The sequence below is a fragment of the Afipia sp. GW821-FHT14H12 genome (assembly GCF_058803465.1).
In genome coordinates this window covers 37,818-57,735 of the sequence record NZ_JBXAOZ010000004.1, presented here as the reverse complement: position 1 = coordinate 57,735, position 19,918 = coordinate 37,818, and the positions used below count along the sequence as shown (strand labels likewise).

Below are 19,918 nucleotides of genomic sequence, written 5' to 3'. Positions count from 1 at the left end.
CAAATACCTGATATCCCTGCCGGTATCCTGACGTGCCTGGATGCGGGGATTCCGCGCAGATTTGATAATCGCCTTGCGGCGCAGGCGGAAAAGCGGCAGGTTGAGGTACTAAAGAACCTCCGATTCTCTCAAGGCTATCAAGGGGTACGATCTCTGGTTCGATATAAAACAGGCCACCGAGACAGGCCTGTATTTCTCTGTTGCGCAGCATCCTGAGGGATGCAAGTGGGGGCGCGCTTTCTAGGGATTCGGTCTTGGTTATCCTAGGCTACATCTATCGCTTCGCCTCGAACTTCGCGTTCCTGGCGCTAGTTTATCTTACCCTGAATTTTTTGAGCAAATACAGCGAGCGATCGATCATTGCCTTTCTGGTGCTGGTTTATTCCTCAATGAGGATCGTCTCCACGATCCGGCAATTCATGTTCTTTCAGAAAATCGAACGTCTCGAAAACGACGCGAAGGCCGGCAGCGCCGAGGGATCGACACGCCGGCAATCCGCGCGGGAAGTCGGGCGCCTGCGCCACGAGGGCGAGCTCAAGTCCTATATAGACTTGCTGTTCCTGACCCTGATTGTCCTGCTATGCGCCTCGAAGATCCTGACCAGCTAGCAGCCGTAAAGCGTCAGCTCGTGAGCGAGGCGGGTGCCCGCTCGCGCCAGCGATTGAGGAACAGAATTTCGGCCTCCGCTTCCGCGCGCGACAGGCCCGTGCCGAACGGCAGGAATGACTGCTTGGCCCTGTAAAGCGGATCGTCGTCCGGCGGCGGCAGATAAGCCTTGATGGCATAATAACCGGCCGCAATGATCAGCGCGCCAGCCATCATGCCGCCCAGCAACCCGAGCCAGAATGTCCGATTGTCCATTTTCGTCCCCGCCAGCGGACGATAATCCAGCCGCCCGCGCGATGTAAATCACGGGTCAGGCGATATATTTTAGCGGATCATATCCTGTGTTAATTGCAGCCGGGCTCGAACTGTTGCAGCGAGAGGGGCAACGCCCCTACTCGACCGCCTTCGGCACCACGCTTTCGACGATGGACGCATCGAGCGCCTCATAGTCATGCAGGCGGATCGTGGCGTAAAGCTCGGCGCGGGTCTGCATGTCGGGGACCATCGCCTTGGTCGTGCCGTCACGTTTCAGGGTTGCGTAAAGCTTCTCCTGCGCTTTGTTGGCCACCCGCAGCGACGACACCGGCCAGATCACCATCTTGTAACCCATCGCCTCGAACTCGGCCGCCGTGAAGAACGGCGTGCGGCCGAACTCAGTCATGTTGGCGAGAAGCGGCACGCCCGGCATCCGCTTGGCGAATTCCGTAAACATCTCGCGCGAATTCAGCGCCTCCGGGAAGATCGCATCCGCACCGGCTTCCATATAAAGTTTCGCCCGCGCCACCGCGCCATCCATGCCCTCGCTCGCCGCCGCATCGGTGCGCGCGATCAGGTAAAGATGACGGCGCGCCTTGGCGGCGGAAGCCACCTTCGCGGCCATGTCGCGCGCGTCGGCAAGCTTCTTATCGTTGAGATGGCCGCACTTCTTGGGCAGCAACTGATCCTCGATGTGGACCGCGCCCGCGCCCGCATCCTCGAACGTCCGCACCATGTGCATGACGTTGAGCGCTTCGCCATAACCCGTGTCGCCATCGACCAGCACCGGCAGACCGGACGCGCGCGCCACCTGACGCACGAAGAACGACACCTCATCGACGGTGATCATGCCGAGATCGGGCAAGCCCATCGAGGCCGTCATCGCAGCACCGGAGAGATAAAGCGCCTCGAAACCGGCATCTTTCGCCTGCAATGCAGCCTGACCGTTATGAGAACCCGGAATTCCCAAAATCTGCGGGCGATTGACCAGCGCGCGGAAACGTTCGCCCGCGGGGCGATCAGACAGTTCAGCGCCGACAAGATAGGTCATGGTCTCTCCTTACGCTGCCTTGGTCTTGGCGGCTTTCTTGCCGCGCTGGCCGATCGGCACGAATTTCAGATTTTCCGGGCCGACATAATTTGCCGACGGACGGATGATCTTGTTGTCGATGCGCTGTTCGATGATATGCGCCGACCAGCCCGAGGTGCGCGCGATCACGAACAACGGCGTGAACATCGCCGTTGGAACGCCCATCGCGTAATAGGACGCCGCGCTGAACCAGTCGAGGTTGGCGAACATCTTCTTGGTCTCGGCCATCACCGCCTCGATGCGGTCGGCGATCTCGAACATCCGCAAGTCGCCACGCTCGGCGGAGAGCTTATGCGCGACGTCCTTGATGACCTTGTTGCGCGGATCGGCGACCGTATAGACCGGATGACCGAAACCGATCACCACTTCCTTTGCCTCAACCCGGCGACGGATATCCGCCTCCGCTTCATCGGCGTCGGCATAACGCTGCTGGATCTCAAACGCAACTTCGTTGGCGCCGCCGTGCTTGGGGCCACGCAGCGCGCCGATCGCACCGGTGATCGCCGAATACATGTCGGAACCCGTGCCCGCGATGACACGCGCAGTGAAGGTGGAAGCGTTGAATTCATGTTCGGCATAAAGAATGAGCGAGGTGTGCATCGCGCGCTCATGCGACGCCGATGGCTTCTTGCCATGCAGAAGATGCAGGAAGTGCGCACCGATGGAGTCGTCGTCGGTCTCGACGTCGATCCGTTTGCCGTTGTGCGAGAAGTGATACCAGTACAGCAGCATCGACCCCAGCGAGGCCATCAGCCGGTCGGCGATATCTTTCGCGCCGGGCTGATTGTGATCGTGCGCCTCCGGCAGCACGCAGCCGAGCGCCGAGACGCCGGAGCGCATCACGTCCATCGGATGCGCCGCCGCCGGGATCTGCTCAAGCGTGTTCTTCACCGCCGCAGGCAATCCGCGCATCGCCTTGAGCTTCGCCTTGTAGGACGCAAGCTCCGCCACGGTCGGAAGCACGCCATGAACCAGAAGATAGGCGATTTCCTCGAATTCGCAGGTCTCCGCCACGTCAAGAATATCGTAACCGCGATAATGCAGATCGTTGCCGGTGCGGCCGACGGTGCACAGCGCGGTGTTGCCGGCCTGCACGCCGGACAGTGCCACCGACTTCTTCGGCTTCGGTGCGGAATTCGTTTCCATCGTATTTCCTTCCTTTTTGTTTCTGGCGCCCGCGACAGGCCGCAATGCGGTCCGGGGGCGCCATTATTTTGAATTCGTCTCGGGCGGGCGAGCGCCTGCGCGTTACTTCGCGCGCCAGTCGAAAATGCCGTGATGCGACGGCTTGCCGAGCCGCGCCGCATCGACCGTGAACGACAGTTGCGCGAGATCGCCAGCCTTCAGCGAGGTCAACTGCTCGACAGCGGCGATGAAGCGGTCCTGCTCCTTCGCAGCTACGATGCCTTCCGCCAGCGTGCGGAACTTCTTGATGTAGTCAGGCCGCGTGAACGGGCGCGCGCCGAGCGGATTGGCATCCGCGATGGCGAGTTCGTCCTCGATCACCTTGCCGTCGTTGAGCGTGACCACGACCTTGCCGCCGAACGCCTTCTCCTTCGGGTCCTGGCTGTGGTAGCGGCGCGTCCACTCCTTGTCCTCGACGGTCGAGATCTTGTGCCACAGCGCCACGGTGTCCTTGCGCTGCGCGCGCTCCGGCGCATAGGAGCGCTCGTGGTGCCAGCCGCCGTCCTCGAGCGCCACGGCGAAGATATACATAATGGAGTGGTCGAGCGTTTCACGGCTCGCCTTCGGGTCCATCTTCTGCGGATCGTTGGCGCCGGTGCCAATCACATAATGGGTGTGATGGCTCGTATGAATGACGATGCTCTTCACCTTCGACAGATCGCCGATCTTCGGACCCATGCGGCGCGCGAGGTCGATGAGCGCCTGGCTCTGATATTCCGCCGAGTGTTCCTTGGTGTAGGTCTCGAGAATGGCGCGCTTCGGCTCGCCCTTCTCCGGCAGCGGCACGACATACTCCGCTTTCGGACCGGACAGCAGCCAGGCGATGAATCCATCCTCGCCCTCCCATGCGGGCGATGGTGCGCCTTCGCCGCGCATCACGCGGTCGACGGCCTCGATCGCCATCTTGCCCGCGAACGCCGGGGCATAGGCCTTCCAGCTCGAAATCTCGCCCTTGCGCGACTGCCGCGTGGTGGTGGTGACATGCAGCGCCTGCTGCACGGCCTGATAGATCGTCTCGGTCGGCAGCTTCAACAGCGTGCCGATGCCCGCAGCAACAGATGGACCGAGATGGGCGATGTGGTCGATCTTGTGCTCGTGCAGGCAGATGCCCTTCACGAGGTTGACCTGAATTTCATAGCCGGTAGCAAGGCCACGCACGAGGTCGGCGCCTGACAGGTTGGTGTGCTGCGCCACCGCGAGGATCGGCGGAATGTTGTCGCCGGGATGCGAGTAGTCGGCGGCAAGGAAAGTATCGTGGAAGTCGAGCTCACGCACCGCGACGCCGTTCGCCCACGCCGCCCATTCCGGCGACACCCGCTTGTCGGTCGCAAGACCGAAGATCGTGGCACCGGGCGAGAACGGATGGGCCTGCGCCTGCTCACGCGCGCTCACCACCGGATGGCGCGACAGCGAAGCCGCCGCGACCGAAGCATTGTCGATGATGCGGTTGCCGATCATCTCGACGACGGCGGGCTCAACAGCAACTGGATCGGCAGCGACTTCGGCGATCTTCCAGGCCAACTGGTCGGCACGCTGGAGATGTTCGGCGGACTTGTAGGTACGGACGGAGTGGCTCTTCACGTGTCGCTATCCTTGGTTGCGTTATTCTGATTCGTCGGGATCGATCCGGACCGGACGCCCCTGCTCGTTGACCGCGACCATCTCGAACTGCCCGCGCACCGCTGTCCGGTGCTGCTTGGTTGCGAGATCCTCACGGATGATTTCGACCGAGACCGTCATTGAACTTGTACCCGCACGCGCAATACGCGCTACGATCTCGATCAATTCACCGACCTTGACCGGCTGGAGAAAGTCGACTTTTTCGGCCGTCGCCATCACCACATTGCGGCCGGCGCGGCGCGCGCCCGCGACGAAAGCCGCTTTCGCCATCAGGCTGAGCGCGCTGCCCGCGAACAAAGTGCCGTAATGATTGGAATGCTCGGGAAAGACCACTTCAAGCAGTCGCGTCTCGCCCGAGGCGGAAGCGTCGGCTGGCGGCTGGTGACTGGAACCCCGGTTGCTCATTGTGCGGGGACACTAGCCACACCTGCCGCCATTTGAAAACGACGAAGAAAGTCTAGGCCCGATCCGCGCCGGGCCTAATCTGCCTGTATTTTCAATAAAACAGGCGAGGTCTCCGACTTTTTCAGCACACCCATGCCGAGCCGGGGAGCGAGAATCCTTCCGATCCCGGCCGCTTCCGCTCGATGTTTCAGACTACGAGACATTTACGCATACAAAGGGCCGGAGGATCATTCCTCCCGTTCTCCGATTCTCGCGCAGATCAGCGGTCGATTTATACCGGCGTCAGGCCATCGTGTTCAAACGCGCGGGGCCGGCAGAGTGCCCGCGATATGCCGGGCCATATCGAGCAAGGCCCCGGTGAGAGGACTCATCGGGTCCCGGTGGACCGTCACGAGACCGATCGAATGCACATTCTCCGGCTCCACGATCGGAATCGCGCGAACCCGATCGGTGAGGCCAAGTGTCTCAGCCAGAAGCGCCGGCATAATGCTCGCCCAGCGTCCGGAACGGACATGGGCGTAGAGCACGATCATCGAATTGGATTCCAGGGTGGTGGACACCGTTACGCCGGCCTTGAACAGCATCTGGTCGATGATCCGTCGGTTCTGCATATCGGGCGTCAGCAGGCACAGCGGAATCTTGCCGACCTCCGCCCAGGTGACCGTCTTCCGGTCACCCAGCTCGCTGTCCGGCGAGGTCAAGAGCCGATACTGCTCCAGATATAGAGGTTCGCGATCGAGCTTTCCGAGCGGCTCGTTGTCGAGGTAGGTCAGCCCGGCATCGATCTCCAGATTCTCCAGCATCCGCAGAATGTCGATCGAGGTGCGCGACAGGATGGTGAATTTCACGCCCGGATGGCGGGCGCGGAATGGCGTGGTCAGCGCCGCCGTCATCGCAAGCGCGGTCGGGATCGCGGCCAGCCGCACATGGCCGCTCAAACCGTGCTTGACGGTCTCGATGTCTTCGCGCATCGCGCGCGCATCGCCGACGATCCGGCGCGCCCACGCCAGTACCCGCTCGCCCTCCGGGGTAAAACCCTGAAAACGCGAGCCGCGGTTGACGAGCAGCGTGCCGAAGGAATCCTCAAGTTGCTTGATCGCCGCCGATAGAGTCGGCTGGCTGACATTGCTGATCTCGGCGGCACGGCCAAAGTGCCGCTCGCTCGCGAGCGCAATCAGGAATTCGAGCTTGTCGATCATCCGGTCGGCCGCCCCGCTCCACCATCAGCCATTGAAATAGCTAATATATTTGAGAAAATTGCGATGACCGGTGGGCAGTACGCCGCACGATCACTTTTTCAAATTATGCGATTGGAGTTGGCATAGTCTCAATATGAATTATTGAACCTAACTCCTGAAAACTGCACAGGATTTACGAATATTCCTGACAATCTGCAGGGGCCGCCCCCCTGGCGCCGCGTCGTCTTTCAGAACAAGACGCTCGCTTTAGCCCGAATACGGAATGCCTAGCCATGAATACCATCATCAAGGAACTCGGCCCCTCCCGCTTTCTCGACGGCTTTCGCGACATCGACGCCGACCTTGGCGATGGGGTCACTATTCACGCGGCCATCGCCGGAAACGGCCCTCCTCTCCTGTTGCTGCACGGCCATCCTCATACGCACATCACCTGGCGGAAGATCGCCCCGCTGCTCGCCCATCGCTTCAGCGTGGTTGCCGCCGATCTTCGCGGCTACGGCGACAGCAGCAAGCCTGCGAGCAGCCCCAGCCACATCGAATATTCAAAACGGGTGATGGCTCAGGACCAGATCGACCTGATGCGGGCGCTGGGACATTCGCAGTTTTCCGTTGCCGGCCACGACCGCGGCGGCCGGGTCGCGCACCGCATGGCGCTCGACCATCCCGACACGGTGACACGCATTGCCGTGATGGACATCGCGCCGACCGCCACGATGTACGCCCTGACCGACATGGAATTCGCCAGACGATATTTCTGGTGGTTCTTCCTGATCCAGCCCGAGCCGCTGCCGGAACGGCTGATCGCTGCCGATCCGGAATACTTCCTGCGCACCCATCTCGACGGACAAACAAAGCTCCCGGGTGCAACCGAGCCTGAAGCCTTTGCCGAATATCTGCGCTGCTATAGCGATCCGGAGTCGCGCCACGCCATCTGCGAGGATTATCGCGCGGCCGCGACCATCGACCTGCAGCACGATGCGGCGGATGCCGACAAACGCATCACCGTGCCGCTGCTGGCACTCTGGGGCGGACGCGGCACCGTCGGCGCGCTCTACGACGTGCTTGCGACATGGCGCGACAAGGCAACCCATATCGAAGGGCGCGCGCTCGATTGCGGTCACACCTTGCAGGAAGAACTGCCCGACGAAACCTTCGTCGAACTCAACCGCTTCTTCGCGGGCTAGATCGCAATCGCGATATAAACCGACACCGTCACGATCGACAGGATCGTCGAGATCAGAATGGTGGTGGACGTGATACCGGCTTCCCGCCGGTACAACTCCGCGAGCATGAAAGGGCCGGTTCCGGTCGGCAACGCCGCCAGCAGCACCGCTGCATGGGTGAGGAAAGGCGACAGCTTGAACACCTGCGTCGCCAGCACCCAGGCGATCACCGGGTGAACCAGCAATTTGAGACCGACAAACAATGTCGCCGTGCGCGCATCGGCCCCCGCGCCCTCACGCTTTTCCGCCAGAAACAAACCGAGCGTCACCAGCGCGCAAGGCGCGGCAGTCGCGGCAAGCAGCTTGACGAAATGATCGAGCGGCTCCGCGATCGTCACGCCGGTCATCGGAACCAGCGCCCCGAGCGCTGGCGCAACCAGCAGCGGATTGCAGATCAGCGAGCGAGCGACCTTCAGCGCCACCAGATGCGGCCTGCCTTGCGGCTGCAACCCGATCTCGATCAGAACAATGGCGACGGCAAACACCACGCAGACGGTGATAATGCAGGCGATCGTGGTCGGCGCCATCGCCTCCTGCCCGAGCACGAGAAGCGCCAGCGGGAATCCCATGAAGCCCGTATTGGCATAGCCCGCATTGAGACCGTCGATGGCGGCATCGGCCAGATGACGCGGCTTGCGATAGCGCAGCGCCACCGCCAGCGCGAACACGATCAGGCTGCTCAATCCGAATACGCCGATGAAGCCGGGCTTCCAGATATCGCTCCAGCCCGCATGCGCGATCACATCGAACAGCAGCGCGGGCAGCGCGAGATAGACCACGAAGCGATTAAGCTCCGAAGTCGATTGCGGACCCAGCACGCCAAGGCGGCGCACCAGCCACCCCGTGAAGATCAGCGCAAAGACAGGAAAGACGACGACAAGTGCGGACAGCATGCTCGACCGGTCAACAGCACCGCACCCAATCTGCGGCGGGCGATAAGACCATATTTCCCGTGCCTTTCAACACAGCCGCCTGCATTCCCCATAAGACTTTCGTGAACTTTAGCCTGCCATCCGGGTAATCCTTCCCGCAGCTATGCAGATCAACCGTTGGCACCTTCCGTCCCTGCATAGGAAACCATCGTCCGCGTTGTTGAAAGCCACATGATATGCTTGAGCTAATGTCTTGATGGACAAATCGACGCCCAGTTCGACAACCGATACCGACCCGGCCATGACACCTGCGACGGCCCCTGCGATGACATGGACCGAGCGCGGTACCAGCACGTATCGCCGAACCTCGATCGCGCTGTTCCTGGCGGGCTTCGTTACCTTCACGCTCGTCTATGATGTGCAGCCGCTGCTGCCGGAATTCGCCACCGATTTTCAGGTCAGCGCCGCCACAAGCTCGCTGGCCTTATCGGTTACGACGGCCGCGCTCGCCATCGCGATCCTGTGCGCGGGCGCGGGTTCCGAGATGTTCGGACGGCGCGGCCTGATGTTCGCCTCGATGTGCGTCGCTTCCCTCTTGAATATCGCCCAGGCGATCGTGCCGGACTGGCAGAGCCTGCTCGTGATTCGCGCCCTGGAAGGAATCGTACTCGGCGGCGTCCCTGCGGTGGCGATGGCCTATCTCGCCGAGGAGATCCATCCCAAGGGACTTGGGCTCACGATGGGGCTTTATGTCGGCGGCACGGCTTTCGGCGGCATGGCGGGGCGCGTACTCAGCGGTATCATCGCGGAATACACATCCTGGCGCTGGTCGCTCGGCATCATCGGCGCCATCGATCTTCTGATGACCTTCGCGTTCATCGTCCTGCTGCCGCCGTCACGCAACTTCGAGCGCCAGTTGAAGTTCGACGCCGGCTATCATCTGCAAGCGTGGGCCGGCCATCTGAAACACTCCGGCCTGCCCTACGTGTTCATGATCGGCGGCCTCTCCATGGGCGCTTTCGTCACGGTCTACAATTACGCGGCCTTCCGGCTGGTCGGCCCGCCATATGAGCTCAACCAGACTCAACTCGGCGCGATTTTCGCGGTGTATCTGTTCGGCATTGTGGCCTCCTCGACCGCCGGCGCGATGGTGGATCGCGTGGGGCGCGGCCCTGTCCTCATCACAGGCCTCGCCATCATGCTGGCCGGGATCGCCGCCACGCTCCTGCATCCCCTGTTCTGGGTGATTACAGGCATCGCGCTCGTCACCATCGGATTTTTCGTGTCCCATTCCGTGGCGAGCGGCTGGGTCGGGCGCATGGCCGCCAACACCAAGGGACACGCCGCATCGCTGTATCTTCTTGCGTACTACACGGGCTCGAGCATCGCCGGATGGGTGGGCGGATGGTTCTGGGCCGTCGAGGGCTGGCTTGCCGTTGCGGCATTTACAGGGCTGCTGATCGCGGGCGCGCTCGCGGCAGGACTCCATCTGGCGCGGACACATCCGGGCTAGTGCCGTTTGCGCCAAGCGTTATTGGCGCAGCTTGATGACGCTCTCGGGCTTCGGGGCAATCACCCTGTCAGACGGCGCAAGGCTGGTATCCTCGAAATAAAGCAGCACACGGTTACGGCCAGAGCGTTTCGCATCGTAGAGAGCCGTATCGGCCTGCCGCAACAAAGCGATGATATCGGTCTCGCTGTCGCCACCGGCGATGCCGGCGCTCACGGTGACTGCGAAACTTCCGGATGACGAGATGAACTGCTGGCCGGCAAAGCTTTCGCGCACCCGCTCGGCGATCTGCGTTGCCTGATCCATCGTGGTCTCCGACAGGATGATCACGAACTCCTCGCCGCCGAGGCGTGCAGCCAGATCCCCGTCCCGGACATTGGCGGCAAGCAGGCTCGCAAACGTCTGCAACACCGTGTCGCCGACCTGATGGCCATGGCGATCGTTGACCTGCTTGAAATGGTCGATATCGAACACCGCGACGGCGACCGAGCCACGCAGGCGGAGGGAGCGCTCAAACAGCGCGCGGCGGTTGAACAATCCCGTCAGTGCATCGGTTTCGGCTTCGCGTTGATGGTGGCGGGCGATCCGGACCTGATTCAACGCCAGCGACAGAGCGCCCAGCCCGCCGATGCTGGTGATCGACATCACGAGATTGATGTTTTCCGCCCAGCCGGACGGCGCGCGATGCATGATCCATTCGCCGTGATGGAGCAGCACCACCGCGCACAACACGAAGGACAAGCCCGTCAGGGCATACAACACCGAGAGAAGCAGGATCAGCAGCGGCGCCTCTGCCCGCCAGCGCCAGTACTCCCATGCCGTGAGCAACATCATCGCGGCCGCGCAGAGGTTCAACACGATGTATGAGATGCCGTCATATCCCTCAAGCATCGGAAGAGACATGAGCCCGATCGACACGCCCGCCGTGGCGGCAACCAGCCGTACCGGCAATTGGCCCGTCTGGAATTGATAGGCCGATCCCAGAAACAGAGCCAATCCGATCAGCAACGCCGAAAAGGCGATCACGCCGACGACCGGCGAAAATTCCAGCACGAAATTCCGGTAAAAAAACAGGCTGACCGCAAGACAGGACACGCCGATGCCCCACGTCATCAATTCGCGATCGGCACGCGACACGACCCAGCTCACGAAAAACGTGAAAGCAAGCCCGGTGCTGCAAAAGATCAGCGCGACAAGAAGGGAATTGTAATCGAGCACAACCGTTCCGCGTCCAGAGAAGGTCCCCGGAAACAGTCATGGCGATTCGTGATTAAGAGAACACTTAATGCAGTGCAACACCCGCGCGCAGGCCTAACGGAAGCTGAATCCGGCCATTAAAATGGTAACCAATGCCGCGCGGCGGTCTTCTCGCCCGCACTGCAGCCTATACGCCTCTCGCGCCGCGCGCGGGCCTGCGGCGCTCATGGAACCACGGACGATATTTCGTCATCTTGGCGCGCTGCGCTTCCGGCGCGTGCTTCTTGCAGGTCGACGCCTCCTCGCTGTTCGCCGGAGCGCCCCATCGCAATTCGACGCAATCGTTCAGATTGTAGGCCATTTCCAGTTCGGGAGCGCGATCGACGACTTCCTTCACCGTCAGCGTCCATGGCGAACCATCGCTGCGCGTATAGGTGAACTTGCGCGATGCAAGCTCGGTCGCCAGCGCGCTCTGCAACTCGGCCTTCACCTGAGCGACGGTTTTGTCTTTCGGCATCGCGTATCGCTCGGGCCGCCGTGCGACATGATCCGGGAATCCGCGCGCCACGTCGATGGCGATCAGCATCCGCAGATCGCGCGACGGCGTGGCGAAGTCTTCCCATGCGCCGGACGTCTCGAAGATCGACGCGCCATCCGGCATCGCCCCGACGCCTTTGCCACTGTCCAGGAACTTGCGGCCGTTCTCCACCGAGGTCACGCGCGCCTGCGCTTGTTCGTCGAGTGCCGTGACGACTTCCTTCATCGCGCGCAGGGGATCGAGCGGCGCGGGCGACATCACGTCATCCATGCGATCGTAGAACGCATCGACCGATAATTTCGACGGCTCGGAAGAATAATTGCCGTATTGCGGGTTGCTCGCGATCTCGCTGTTTGTGAGGCGATGCAGATTGCCGTTGCGCTCGCGCACAATGGGACGAAACCGCTTGAAGCCCGGCCCCGCAGTGTGATCCTGCGCATACAGGAAATTGCCGCGCCAGAACCGCTTGATCGCAACGGTCCCGTCCGGCTGGGCATCGGCTGCGAGCAGCACGCCCGCCGCGTCGTTGGTCTGCGCAACCCGCTTGGTCAGCATCAGGATATGCCCGAAAGGATCGGCGTAGATCGTACCCGGACGCAATGCATCCTGCGTCAGCGGCACAGGATAATAGTCGGTGTTGTTGTCGGTCGCTGCGGTCCGGCTCGATCCCGAATGCACGGCATCGCCGATCACCGTGATGTACTTGCCGAATGATGCCGCGAGGCCAAGCCGCTTCGGCGGTTCGGCCACAGATGCGCCAGCCGCCGGTTCACCGGCTGCGGCCTGCTGGCCGGCATTCGGCTGCTTGGCCGCTTCAAGATTCTGGATGTTGAACCATTGCGTACAGGTCGGCGCCTTGGTCGCGGTGCCGCGCGAGCAGCGCGAATAGCCGAACGGCAATCCCAGCTTGAACGCGAAATAAGCCCGCAGGAAATACGGCATGTCGGCGCAATCGGGATGGAACACCATCCCCATCTCGTCCTCTCCGAGGTCGAGATAGTTGAACAGCACGTTGCGCGAGCGATCGCGCAACACCTCATGCAGCGCCTTCCATGACGGCGGCGAATCCAGCGGCGCATCGAACAGTTTTTCGATCCAGGCCGAGTACAGGTTTTCCGTTCCGCGATTCCATACGTCATGAATCGGCCAGATGCTTCCCGCCGCCGCGCTCGGCCGTGGTGGCCGCTCGGACCGGACCGTGATCTCGCGCGTCACCGTTTCGCAGCCGGGTGACGCGTGATCGCGGACAAGTTTCGCGTGCCACGTTCCCGCAACCGGCGTCGCAACTTCCGCAATCCAGAAATAAGGCGGGCCGCCCTGTTGCTGCCCGGATTTAGCCGCGACGCTTCCGTCGGGCGCGATCAGCGACAACTCGCCCCTGGTTTGCTTCTCGGCGGTGAACATCACCCGCAGCGGCATGCCCTTCCACGGCATGGCAGGCGCCGCCAGCACAGCAAGATTTGTACCCTCCGCGCACGCAGCGGCTGTTTGAGCCTGCGCTGGCGAAGACGAGCCAGAGAAGAAGGAGACGCCCGCAATCAGCAGGGACGCGGTCGCGGCAATAGCAATCCGGCGTTGCGCAAACATCGAGCCTCCCCGCACGCTGTCAGCATGGTGGCCAGATATTGCGAAAAGCCGGGTGGCAAATCCATCTTTATGTTCGACGGAACGCCATATTCACAGCGGCGGAAGGAACTTGGAGCTTCCACCGCTCGAACCTAATTGCCGTTTCGGATCAAGCTCATGTCGATCGGGGCGGCAAATCCGCCCTAGTTGGGCCGCCACTTCAGGAGCCGGTTCTCGATCGCCGTCACCACCGCATCCAGAATAAGGGCGGAGATGGTCAGGATCGCGATGCCCGCGAACACCGTGTTGACGTCGAACACGCCCTCCGCCTGAAGGATCAGGTAGCCGACGCCGGCTGACGAGCCGAGATATTCGCCCACCACCGCGCCAACGAATGCCATGCCGACCGAGGTATGCAGGCTGGAAAATACCCAGCTTGTCGCGGACGGCAGATAGACCGTTCGCAGAAGCTGCTTGCGCGTCGCACCCAGCATCCGTGCATTGGCCAGCACTACAGGACTCACCTCCTTGATGCCCTGATAGACGTTGAAGAACACGACGAAGAAAACCAGCGTCACGCCTAGCGCGACCTTCGACCAGATGCCGAGACCGAACCACAACGCAAAAATCGGCGCGAGGATTACGCGCGGCATCGCATTCATCGCCTTGATATAGGGATCGGACAATGCCGAAGCCGTCGGGCTCAACGCGAACCACAGACCGCAGATCAGTGCGAGAACGGCGCCGATGAAGAAGCCAAGCACCGTTTCAGTCAGAGTGATGCCCAGATGATAGAAGATATCGCCCGAGACGATCCAATCCACCATGGTGCTGAACACGACAATCGGCTCGCCGAAGAAAAATTTCGGCATAATGCCGGTTTCGGTCAGCGCATACCAAAGGCACAACAGGCCCACGAACAGGAGCGCCTGAAAGATTCGAAGCATGCCGGGTGAGCGCGCCGCGAAGCTTGCAGATGGCGCGGCCTGGTTGTCAGCGTTTGCTTTGGGCATAGCCTTTAAGAACCTCTTCTTTCATCACATCCCAGATCTCGCGATGCAGATCGACGAAGTGCTTGGTGTGACGGATCTCGGACACATCGCGCGGGCGTGGAAGATCGATGGTGAACTCCGCGATGGGGTGCGTGCCGGGGCCTGCGGACAGCACCACGACACGATCCGACATCGAGATCGCCTCTTCCAGATCGTGTGTGATGAACAGCACCGACTTCCGATTCGCCGCCCACAATGTGAGCAGCTCGTTTTCCATCAGCACGCGCGTCTGCGCGTCGAGCGCGGAGAACGGTTCATCCAGCAGCACGATCTTTGGATCGAGAACCAGCATCTGGGCCAGCGAAACACGCTTGCGCATGCCGCCGGACAATTGATGCGGATAACGATCCTCAAAGCCTGCGAGGCCGACCGTCTTCAGCCAGCCCATGGCGCGTTCATGCGCTTCCTTTTTCGGAACGCCGCGATATTCGAGACCGACCATGACGTTCTGCAACGCCGAGCGCCACGCCATCAGAGACTCGGCCTGAAACATGTATCCGGCGTCTCTATTGATGCCTTGCAACGAGGTCCCGAAAATCTCGATCGCGCCGCTCGTCGGCTTGAGCAAGCCTGCAGCGACGTTCAGCAAGGTGGATTTCCCGCACCCCGTCGGCCCCACGACCGAGACGAATTCGCCGTCGAGGATGTCGAGAGACACATCCTTCACGGCTGTGTACGGCTCGGCCGAACGCTTGCCGGCGTTGCTTGCGAAACAGCATGTCACGTTTCGGAACGTGACTGCCGGGGCGGCGTTCACCGCCCTGGCGCTGGTCATCGTTTTCATCTGTACGACACCCATTGTCATCCTGTTCGGATTCTAACGGAATCAATCAGTTTGTCTTGGCGGAAGCAGCCTTCACGAACTTATTCGTAAACGTCTGATCCAGTTCGCCTTTGGCCGCCTCGATGTTCTTTACATACGGGCCAAGAGCGGAGAACGCCATCTGCGCGCTGTTATCGGGGAATACGCCGTCGGAGGAATAGGTGTCCTTCAGATTCGCCAGAATCTTCTTGGTGACTTCCGGGTCCGGCTGGGAGAACTGCTTGGGCATCACCGCGATGATCTGTTCGGGGGTAGCCTTGCTCATCCACTTTAGTGTCCGCACCATCGCGTTGGTCAGCGCCTGCACGGTGTTCGGGTTCTTCTTGACGAACTCCTGATAGCTCACCAACGCGGCGCAGGGGTACGGCCCGCCGTAAACTTCGGTGGAGCCTTTCTCGTGGCGCGCATCGGCGATGATAACGATATCGCCGGCCTGCTCCAGAATTCCCACCACCGGATCATTGTTGGCAATCACGTCCAACTGCCCTGCGCGGACGGCCGCCACCGCTGTCGGACCCAATCCGACGCTGACGGTCGACACGTCGCTTGCCTTCACGCCTTCCTTGGCAAGCCACAGCTTGAGGAACATGTCGCTGCCCGAGCCGGGCGAGGAAACGCCGACACGCATGCCCTTGAGATCCTGCGCACCTTTATAGGAAGCAGCTTTGGATTTGCTGATGCCAACGGCGTAGTCCGGCAGACGGCCCTGCAACACGAAGGCCTGCAACGCCACTTTCTTGGCGCGAAGCTGGACAACATGATCGTAAGCGCCGCTGATGACATCGACGCTGCCGCCGACGAGCGCTTCCAGCGCCTTGCCGCCCGAGCCGAGATCGACGACATCGACATCGAGACCTTCCTGCTTGTAGTAGCCAAGACCTTCGGCAACCATCGTTGGCAGGAAGAAGAAGCCATTCTTGCTGCCCACACCAATGCGGACATGCGTGGTCTCAAGATTCTTCACGGGCTCCGCAGCCGCCGTCTGCGACAGCGAGAACCCACCCGCGATGATCGTGGCGCAAGCCAAGCCCATTTTCAGATAGTTTTTCATCGTCCGTTTCCTCACCCTGTTTACGCCCGGTTTCTTCTTTTTATGACGCGCTTACTCTTGGAATTGTCCGCGTCACGCCGCGGACTGCGTCTCTCCCACATCGATGCCAGCCTCAGCGAGGGTTTGCTGAAGCAGCCTGGTATCCAGCTTCGACGGTGAAACATCGTTCTTCGCGGCCAGTGCCGCAGCAGCGCCCGCCACTTGACCGGTGACGAGGCAGCAATATTGCGCGCGCGACCACATATCGGCGTCGTGCGTCGCGGACAGCGCACGTCCACCAATGGTCATCCCTTCGACGCCGTTCGGCACCAGCACCCCAAACGGAATCTCGAACCATGTGAGATGCGTTGTGCCGGTCCGATACACAGCATCGGTCGCAGCGCCCTCGCCACCATCGGCCTTGTGCCAATCGCGGCCTTCCGCCATGTGTCGCCAGATGCGCGCAACGCTGTCCGGATAGGTCGACAGCGCCATCATGTCCTCCTGCTTGAGCAGATGCGGCCCGCGCACCCGGCGCGTTTCGCGCACGCCAACCGTCGGCGACGAATCGAGCACGTAGGAATCCTCGAATCCCGGAATGTTCTTCTTGATGACCGCGAACAGCTTACGGTTCTGCGCACGCGCTTCCATGTCGGCGCGCGTCAGGTCCCAGGCACTCGTTCCGTCCACATTATAGACGCGGGAATTGTTGACGGTGACGACGCCACGGTCGACGCTGACGCCTTCGAAACGGATGTAATGGATTTCATCCGGCAATTCACCATTAGCGCGCGCACGATCGACGATGTCGAAGAAGCCGGACATCCGAACCAGACCCTTGTCGAGGTCGAGGATGTGAAAATTTGGATCGGCGGTGAAATTCTTCGGGTCCTTGCGGCAGAATTCCACCGCGCGCTTCACATCGACGCCGCCGAGCCGGAACAGCACACTCATCGGCCGCATTTTCTCGTCCTTCTCGCGGCCTTTGACGAATTCGGCGCCGGACGCCGCGGCGATATCGGCATCGCCCGTGCAATCGACCACGGTCTTGGCGAGAATGGCCTGTCGGCCCGACTTGTTCTGGATGATGACGCCGCGAATGCGATTGCCATCCATGATCGGTTCGACGACCCAACTATAGGTGAGGATCTCGACGGATGCTTCGCGAAGCAGATCCATCGCGACTTCCTTGAAGGCTTCCGGATCGAACGGAAAGGTCGGCCCGCTGGTGACGCCGGCTCCGCGATCGGTCAGCGTACCGGCGATTTCCCTGGCGACACCGGTCATCTTCGCAAACGGCACGTTCCAGGTATTCATGATGACCGCGGTCGCCGCCCCGCCGAGAAAGGCGTTCCGCTCGATAACCATCGTCTTCGCGCCGGTGCGCGCCGCGCCAAGCGCCGCGCCAACACCGGACACGCCACCGCCGCAAATCAGAACATCGACTTCACGAACGACCGGCGTGGCGCGCGCAGGCTCCATCACCTCATTGGCTCCCGCCCGCATCGCAATGGTTCTTTGCATTTTACTCTCCCTTACAACGGGGCCTATGCCCTCTTGCTTGTTGAAACGCTATGACCCCAACCGAAATGCGAGCAGCGTGCTTTCATATGAGGATCGGATGTGATGGCGCGCGTTGCGCTCGGCGAGATCGGAATCCCGGGCGACGATCGCGTCCAGAATGGCGCGATGCTCGCTCGTCGATTCATCGCGGCGTCCCTTGATGTCGCGCAACTGGCTGACGCGCGTCATGCTGATCTGGGCCTTGAGCGAATCCAGAATTTTGGTGAGCCGCTTGTTGCGGCCGACCTCGACGATCCGGTTATGGAATTGATCACCCAACTGGACCAGTTCTTCCCAGTCCGACGTTTCCGTATAGGCTGCGTGGATACCTTCCAGTTCCCCGATTTCAGCCGCCGTCGCGTTCTTCGCCGCACAGGCTGTTGCGAAACCTTCAAGACTTTCGCGCAACTCATAAAGTTCGCGCACGTCCTGCAGCGACCAGCGCGGAATGAGAAAGCCGCGACCGGGCATCGAGTCGATAAAACCTTCGCGGGCGAGCACCTGAAGCGCCTCGCGCACCGGCGTGCGGCTCATGCCGAGCCGTTCAGCCAGATGCACCTCATAAAGCGCCTCTCCCGGCGGGTGTTTGCCGCTCAGGATCGCCTCGCGCATCTTCCGGTAGGCTTTCGTGGCCAAACCATTTGACTTTTGCATCGCGCCCGACTTTATGCATACCTTGTGTATACACACAGTCTACACAACGGCGGCTGATGTCAAGCGGTCGTTGGGATCTCAAGTGCGGCGAAGTGCCGGGGAATGAAACAGAGAGGGTATGAGATGCGGCAGATCGAAGAACCGGCACGGCAAATTCCAGTTCTGATGAACGCGGATATCGTCGTGGTCGGCGGCGGCACGACCGGCCCGCTCGCCGCCATTGCGGCCGCCCGTCAGGGAAAAAGCGTTGTCCTGATCGAGCGCTTCGGCTCTCTCGGCGGCAATCTGACTCTGGGATTGAACACAAAGCCATCCGGCTCGCTGCTTGGCGGCTTGCCGCTGGAAATCTGGAATCTCGCCCGCTCGACGGGCGCGGCCGGCGACGATTACATCGCCAAGACCAAAACCGGCGGCGTTACCATCGCTTCTCCCTGCGATCCCGAAATCATGAAGATGTTGCTGACGCGGCTCTGCGCCGATGCAGGTGTGCAAATTCTGTTCGAGACGCTCGTCTCCCGGCCTGTGATGGAAGGTAACACCATCATTGGCGTCGTGGTCGAGAACAAGGCTGGCCGCTCCTTCATCGGCGGAAAAGTCGTGGTCGATTGCTCCGCCGACGGCGACGTGGCGGCCGCCGCAGGCGCGCCTTTCACAATGGGTTCGGGCGAGGACGGTCGCGATCTGAAAATGCAGCCGGTCGGCATGTACTTCACCATGGCGGATGTTGATCTTCACGCGCTGGCCCGATGGGCTCGAACCACCGATGACGTTCCCGCGCAGGCCATTCCCGAGACCGACGACAAACTCGATTACGGGCTCTGGCTCACCGGCTTCAACAAAACCGTCAAAGCCTACAAAGACAGGACCGGCATCGACCTGCCACGTGAGAACATCACGCTGAAAACCGCGAACGGTCTGATGTACGTGAACGCCACCCGCGTTCTGGATGTCGACGTGTTTTCGCCGCTCGAGTTCAGCGCCGCCATCATCGATTGCTACCGGCAGATCGAGGAATATGCGCGCTTTCTGGTCGCATGCGTGCCCGGCTTCGAGAAGGCGCGTATCTCGCAGATATCGCCCGTGCTTGGCGTACGCGAAACCCGCCACATCCAGGGCGAATATATCCTGACAGCCGACGACGTGCTGAAGGGCACGCCGTTCGACGATACCATCGCGGTCGATGTCTCTGCCTTCGACGTTCACGCACCAAAAGGCGAGGATGTCGATTTCCAGGGACTGAAGCCTTATGAAATCCCCTATCGCTGCATGGTCCCGATGGGAGTCGAGCAATTGCTGGTGGCGGGCCGCTGCATCTCGGCGGATCACGTTGCGCATGGCCGCTCGCGCAATATGCCCGCCTGCATGGCCACGGGTCAGGCCGCGGGTTTCGCCGCAAGCATCGCCGTCAGCTCAAACACGACGGTACGCAACGTTTCGATGGACAGCCTTCAGGCCCTGTTGCGAAAAGCCGGAATGCCGCTGCACGCCAGCGACCTTCCGCAATAAACGAAGGGGCGGCTCTTTCGAGCC

Annotated in this window: 18 protein-coding genes; 4 read left to right on the top strand and 14 right to left on the bottom strand. The window is 61.2% G+C overall.

Annotated features, from left to right (window positions below; genetic code table 11):
• Positions 1–254 precede the first annotated feature (254 nt).
• Positions 255–608 carry a hypothetical protein gene (locus tag AC1RNA_RS15915; protein ID WP_009340258.1) on the top strand — a complete coding sequence of 118 codons (354 nt, stop codon included), beginning with the start codon at positions 255–257 and terminating at the stop codon, positions 606–608.
• Between the two features lie 13 nt (positions 609–621).
• On the opposite strand, the gene AC1RNA_RS15910 is transcribed toward AC1RNA_RS15915, so the two are convergent.
• From AC1RNA_RS15910 to AC1RNA_RS15885, 6 genes are all read right to left on the bottom strand, one after another.
• Complete coding sequence (locus AC1RNA_RS15910) at positions 622–861, bottom strand: hypothetical protein (protein ID WP_009340257.1); 240 nt, start codon at positions 859–861, stop codon at positions 622–624.
• A 136-nt stretch (positions 862–997) separates the two neighbouring features.
• Complete coding sequence (gene prpB / locus AC1RNA_RS15905; protein WP_009340256.1) at positions 998–1,912, bottom strand: methylisocitrate lyase; 915 nt, start codon at positions 1,910–1,912, stop codon at positions 998–1,000.
• Positions 1,913–1,921: 9 nt separating this feature from the next.
• Positions 1,922–3,097 (bottom strand): bifunctional 2-methylcitrate synthase/citrate synthase, encoded by a 1,176-nt coding sequence (gene prpC, locus AC1RNA_RS15900; RefSeq protein WP_492951721.1) that lies wholly within the window; start codon positions 3,095–3,097, stop codon positions 1,922–1,924.
• A gap of 102 nt (positions 3,098–3,199) precedes the next feature.
• Positions 3,200–4,717, bottom strand: coding sequence for an MmgE/PrpD family protein (locus AC1RNA_RS15895; RefSeq protein WP_492951720.1), 1,518 nt, complete (start codon positions 4,715–4,717; stop codon positions 3,200–3,202).
• A gap of 21 nt (positions 4,718–4,738) precedes the next feature.
• A complete protein-coding gene (locus tag AC1RNA_RS15890) occupies positions 4,739–5,161 on the bottom strand; it encodes an acyl-CoA thioesterase (protein ID WP_009340253.1) in 423 nt (140 codons plus the stop codon).
• Positions 5,162–5,457: 296 nt separating this feature from the next.
• Positions 5,458–6,360, bottom strand: coding sequence for a LysR family transcriptional regulator (locus tag AC1RNA_RS15885; RefSeq protein ID WP_009340252.1), 903 nt, complete (start codon positions 6,358–6,360; stop codon positions 5,458–5,460).
• A 272-nt stretch (positions 6,361–6,632) separates the two neighbouring features.
• Here AC1RNA_RS15885 and AC1RNA_RS15880 point away from each other — a divergent pair, with 272 nt between their 5' ends.
• On the top strand, positions 6,633–7,544 hold the full coding sequence (locus AC1RNA_RS15880; protein WP_492951719.1) for an alpha/beta fold hydrolase: 912 nt from the start codon (positions 6,633–6,635) through the stop codon (positions 7,542–7,544).
• On the opposite strand, the gene AC1RNA_RS15875 is transcribed toward AC1RNA_RS15880, so the two are convergent.
• The gene (locus AC1RNA_RS15875) at positions 7,541–8,476 is read right to left on the bottom strand and encodes an AEC family transporter (RefSeq protein WP_009340250.1); all 936 of its coding nucleotides are present in this window, start codon (positions 8,474–8,476) and stop codon (positions 7,541–7,543) included. The genes AC1RNA_RS15880 and AC1RNA_RS15875 overlap by 4 nt on opposite strands.
• Positions 8,477–8,711: 235 nt before the next feature.
• Here AC1RNA_RS15875 and AC1RNA_RS15870 point away from each other — a divergent pair, with 235 nt between their 5' ends.
• Entirely contained in the window at positions 8,712–9,968 is a 1,257-nt protein-coding gene (locus tag AC1RNA_RS15870) for an MFS transporter (RefSeq protein ID WP_009340249.1), read from the top strand.
• Between the two features lie 18 nt (positions 9,969–9,986).
• Here AC1RNA_RS15870 and AC1RNA_RS15865 read toward each other — a convergent pair whose 3' ends face one another.
• The 7 genes from AC1RNA_RS15865 to AC1RNA_RS15835 all read right to left on the bottom strand — a co-directional run bounded on the left by AC1RNA_RS15865 (position 9,987) and on the right by AC1RNA_RS15835 (position 18,388).
• The gene (locus AC1RNA_RS15865) at positions 9,987–11,183 is read right to left on the bottom strand and encodes a GGDEF domain-containing protein (protein WP_492951718.1); all 1,197 of its coding nucleotides are present in this window, start codon (positions 11,181–11,183) and stop codon (positions 9,987–9,989) included.
• 166 nt (positions 11,184–11,349) lie between these two features.
• A complete protein-coding gene (locus AC1RNA_RS15860) occupies positions 11,350–13,287 on the bottom strand; it encodes a hypothetical protein (RefSeq protein ID WP_492951717.1) in 1,938 nt (645 codons plus the stop codon).
• A 182-nt stretch (positions 13,288–13,469) separates the two neighbouring features.
• Complete coding sequence (locus AC1RNA_RS15855) at positions 13,470–14,279, bottom strand: ABC transporter permease (protein ID WP_492951716.1); 810 nt, start codon at positions 14,277–14,279, stop codon at positions 13,470–13,472.
• Positions 14,260–15,117: an ABC transporter ATP-binding protein gene (locus AC1RNA_RS15850; RefSeq protein WP_492951715.1), complete on the bottom strand. Its 858-nt coding sequence runs from the start codon at positions 15,115–15,117 to the stop codon at positions 14,260–14,262. Before AC1RNA_RS15850 ends, AC1RNA_RS15855 begins: the two co-directional genes overlap by 20 nt.
• 31 nt (positions 15,118–15,148) lie before the next feature.
• Entirely contained in the window at positions 15,149–16,192 is a 1,044-nt protein-coding gene (locus AC1RNA_RS15845) for an ABC transporter substrate-binding protein (RefSeq protein ID WP_492951714.1), read from the bottom strand.
• Positions 16,193–16,264: 72 nt separating this feature from the next.
• Complete coding sequence (locus AC1RNA_RS15840) at positions 16,265–17,695, bottom strand: FAD-dependent oxidoreductase (protein ID WP_492951713.1); 1,431 nt, start codon at positions 17,693–17,695, stop codon at positions 16,265–16,267.
• A 48-nt stretch (positions 17,696–17,743) separates the two neighbouring features.
• A complete protein-coding gene (locus AC1RNA_RS15835) occupies positions 17,744–18,388 on the bottom strand; it encodes a GntR family transcriptional regulator (RefSeq protein WP_009340242.1) in 645 nt (214 codons plus the stop codon).
• A gap of 102 nt (positions 18,389–18,490) precedes the next feature.
• Here AC1RNA_RS15835 and AC1RNA_RS15830 point away from each other — a divergent pair, with 102 nt between their 5' ends.
• Entirely contained in the window at positions 18,491–19,894 is a 1,404-nt protein-coding gene (locus AC1RNA_RS15830) for an FAD-dependent oxidoreductase (RefSeq protein WP_492951712.1), read from the top strand.
• Positions 19,895–19,918: the final 24 nt, after the last annotated feature.

Excerpts from the sequence above, each read along its gene's own strand:
- AC1RNA_RS15890 (WP_009340253.1), bottom strand. The coding sequence starts at position 5,161 with ATGAGCAACCGGGGTTCCAGTCACCAGCCGCCAGCCGACGCTTCCGCC.
- AC1RNA_RS15845 (WP_492951714.1), bottom strand. The coding sequence starts at position 16,192 with ATGAAAAACTATCTGAAAATGGGCTTGGCTTGCGCCACGATCATCGCG.
- AC1RNA_RS15850 (WP_492951715.1), bottom strand. The coding sequence starts at position 15,117 with ATGGGTGTCGTACAGATGAAAACGATGACCAGCGCCAGGGCGGTGAAC.
- prpC (WP_492951721.1), bottom strand. The coding sequence starts at position 3,097 with ATGGAAACGAATTCCGCACCGAAGCCGAAGAAGTCGGTGGCACTGTCC.
- AC1RNA_RS15860 (WP_492951717.1), bottom strand. The coding sequence starts at position 13,287 with ATGTTTGCGCAACGCCGGATTGCTATTGCCGCGACCGCGTCCCTGCTG.
- AC1RNA_RS15835 (WP_009340242.1), bottom strand. The coding sequence starts at position 18,388 with ATGCAAAAGTCAAATGGTTTGGCCACGAAAGCCTACCGGAAGATGCGC.
- AC1RNA_RS15830 (WP_492951712.1), top strand. The coding sequence starts at position 18,491 with ATGAAACAGAGAGGGTATGAGATGCGGCAGATCGAAGAACCGGCACGG.
- AC1RNA_RS15885 (WP_009340252.1), bottom strand. The coding sequence starts at position 6,360 with ATGATCGACAAGCTCGAATTCCTGATTGCGCTCGCGAGCGAGCGGCAC.
- AC1RNA_RS15840 (WP_492951713.1), bottom strand. The coding sequence starts at position 17,695 with ATGCAAAGAACCATTGCGATGCGGGCGGGAGCCAATGAGGTGATGGAG.
- AC1RNA_RS15855 (WP_492951716.1), bottom strand. The coding sequence starts at position 14,279 with ATGCCCAAAGCAAACGCTGACAACCAGGCCGCGCCATCTGCAAGCTTC.
- AC1RNA_RS15910 (WP_009340257.1), bottom strand. The coding sequence starts at position 861 with ATGGACAATCGGACATTCTGGCTCGGGTTGCTGGGCGGCATGATGGCT.
- AC1RNA_RS15870 (WP_009340249.1), top strand. The coding sequence starts at position 8,712 with ATGGACAAATCGACGCCCAGTTCGACAACCGATACCGACCCGGCCATG.
- prpB (WP_009340256.1), bottom strand. The coding sequence starts at position 1,912 with ATGACCTATCTTGTCGGCGCTGAACTGTCTGATCGCCCCGCGGGCGAA.
- AC1RNA_RS15880 (WP_492951719.1), top strand. The coding sequence starts at position 6,633 with ATGAATACCATCATCAAGGAACTCGGCCCCTCCCGCTTTCTCGACGGC.
- AC1RNA_RS15875 (WP_009340250.1), bottom strand. The coding sequence starts at position 8,476 with ATGCTGTCCGCACTTGTCGTCGTCTTTCCTGTCTTTGCGCTGATCTTC.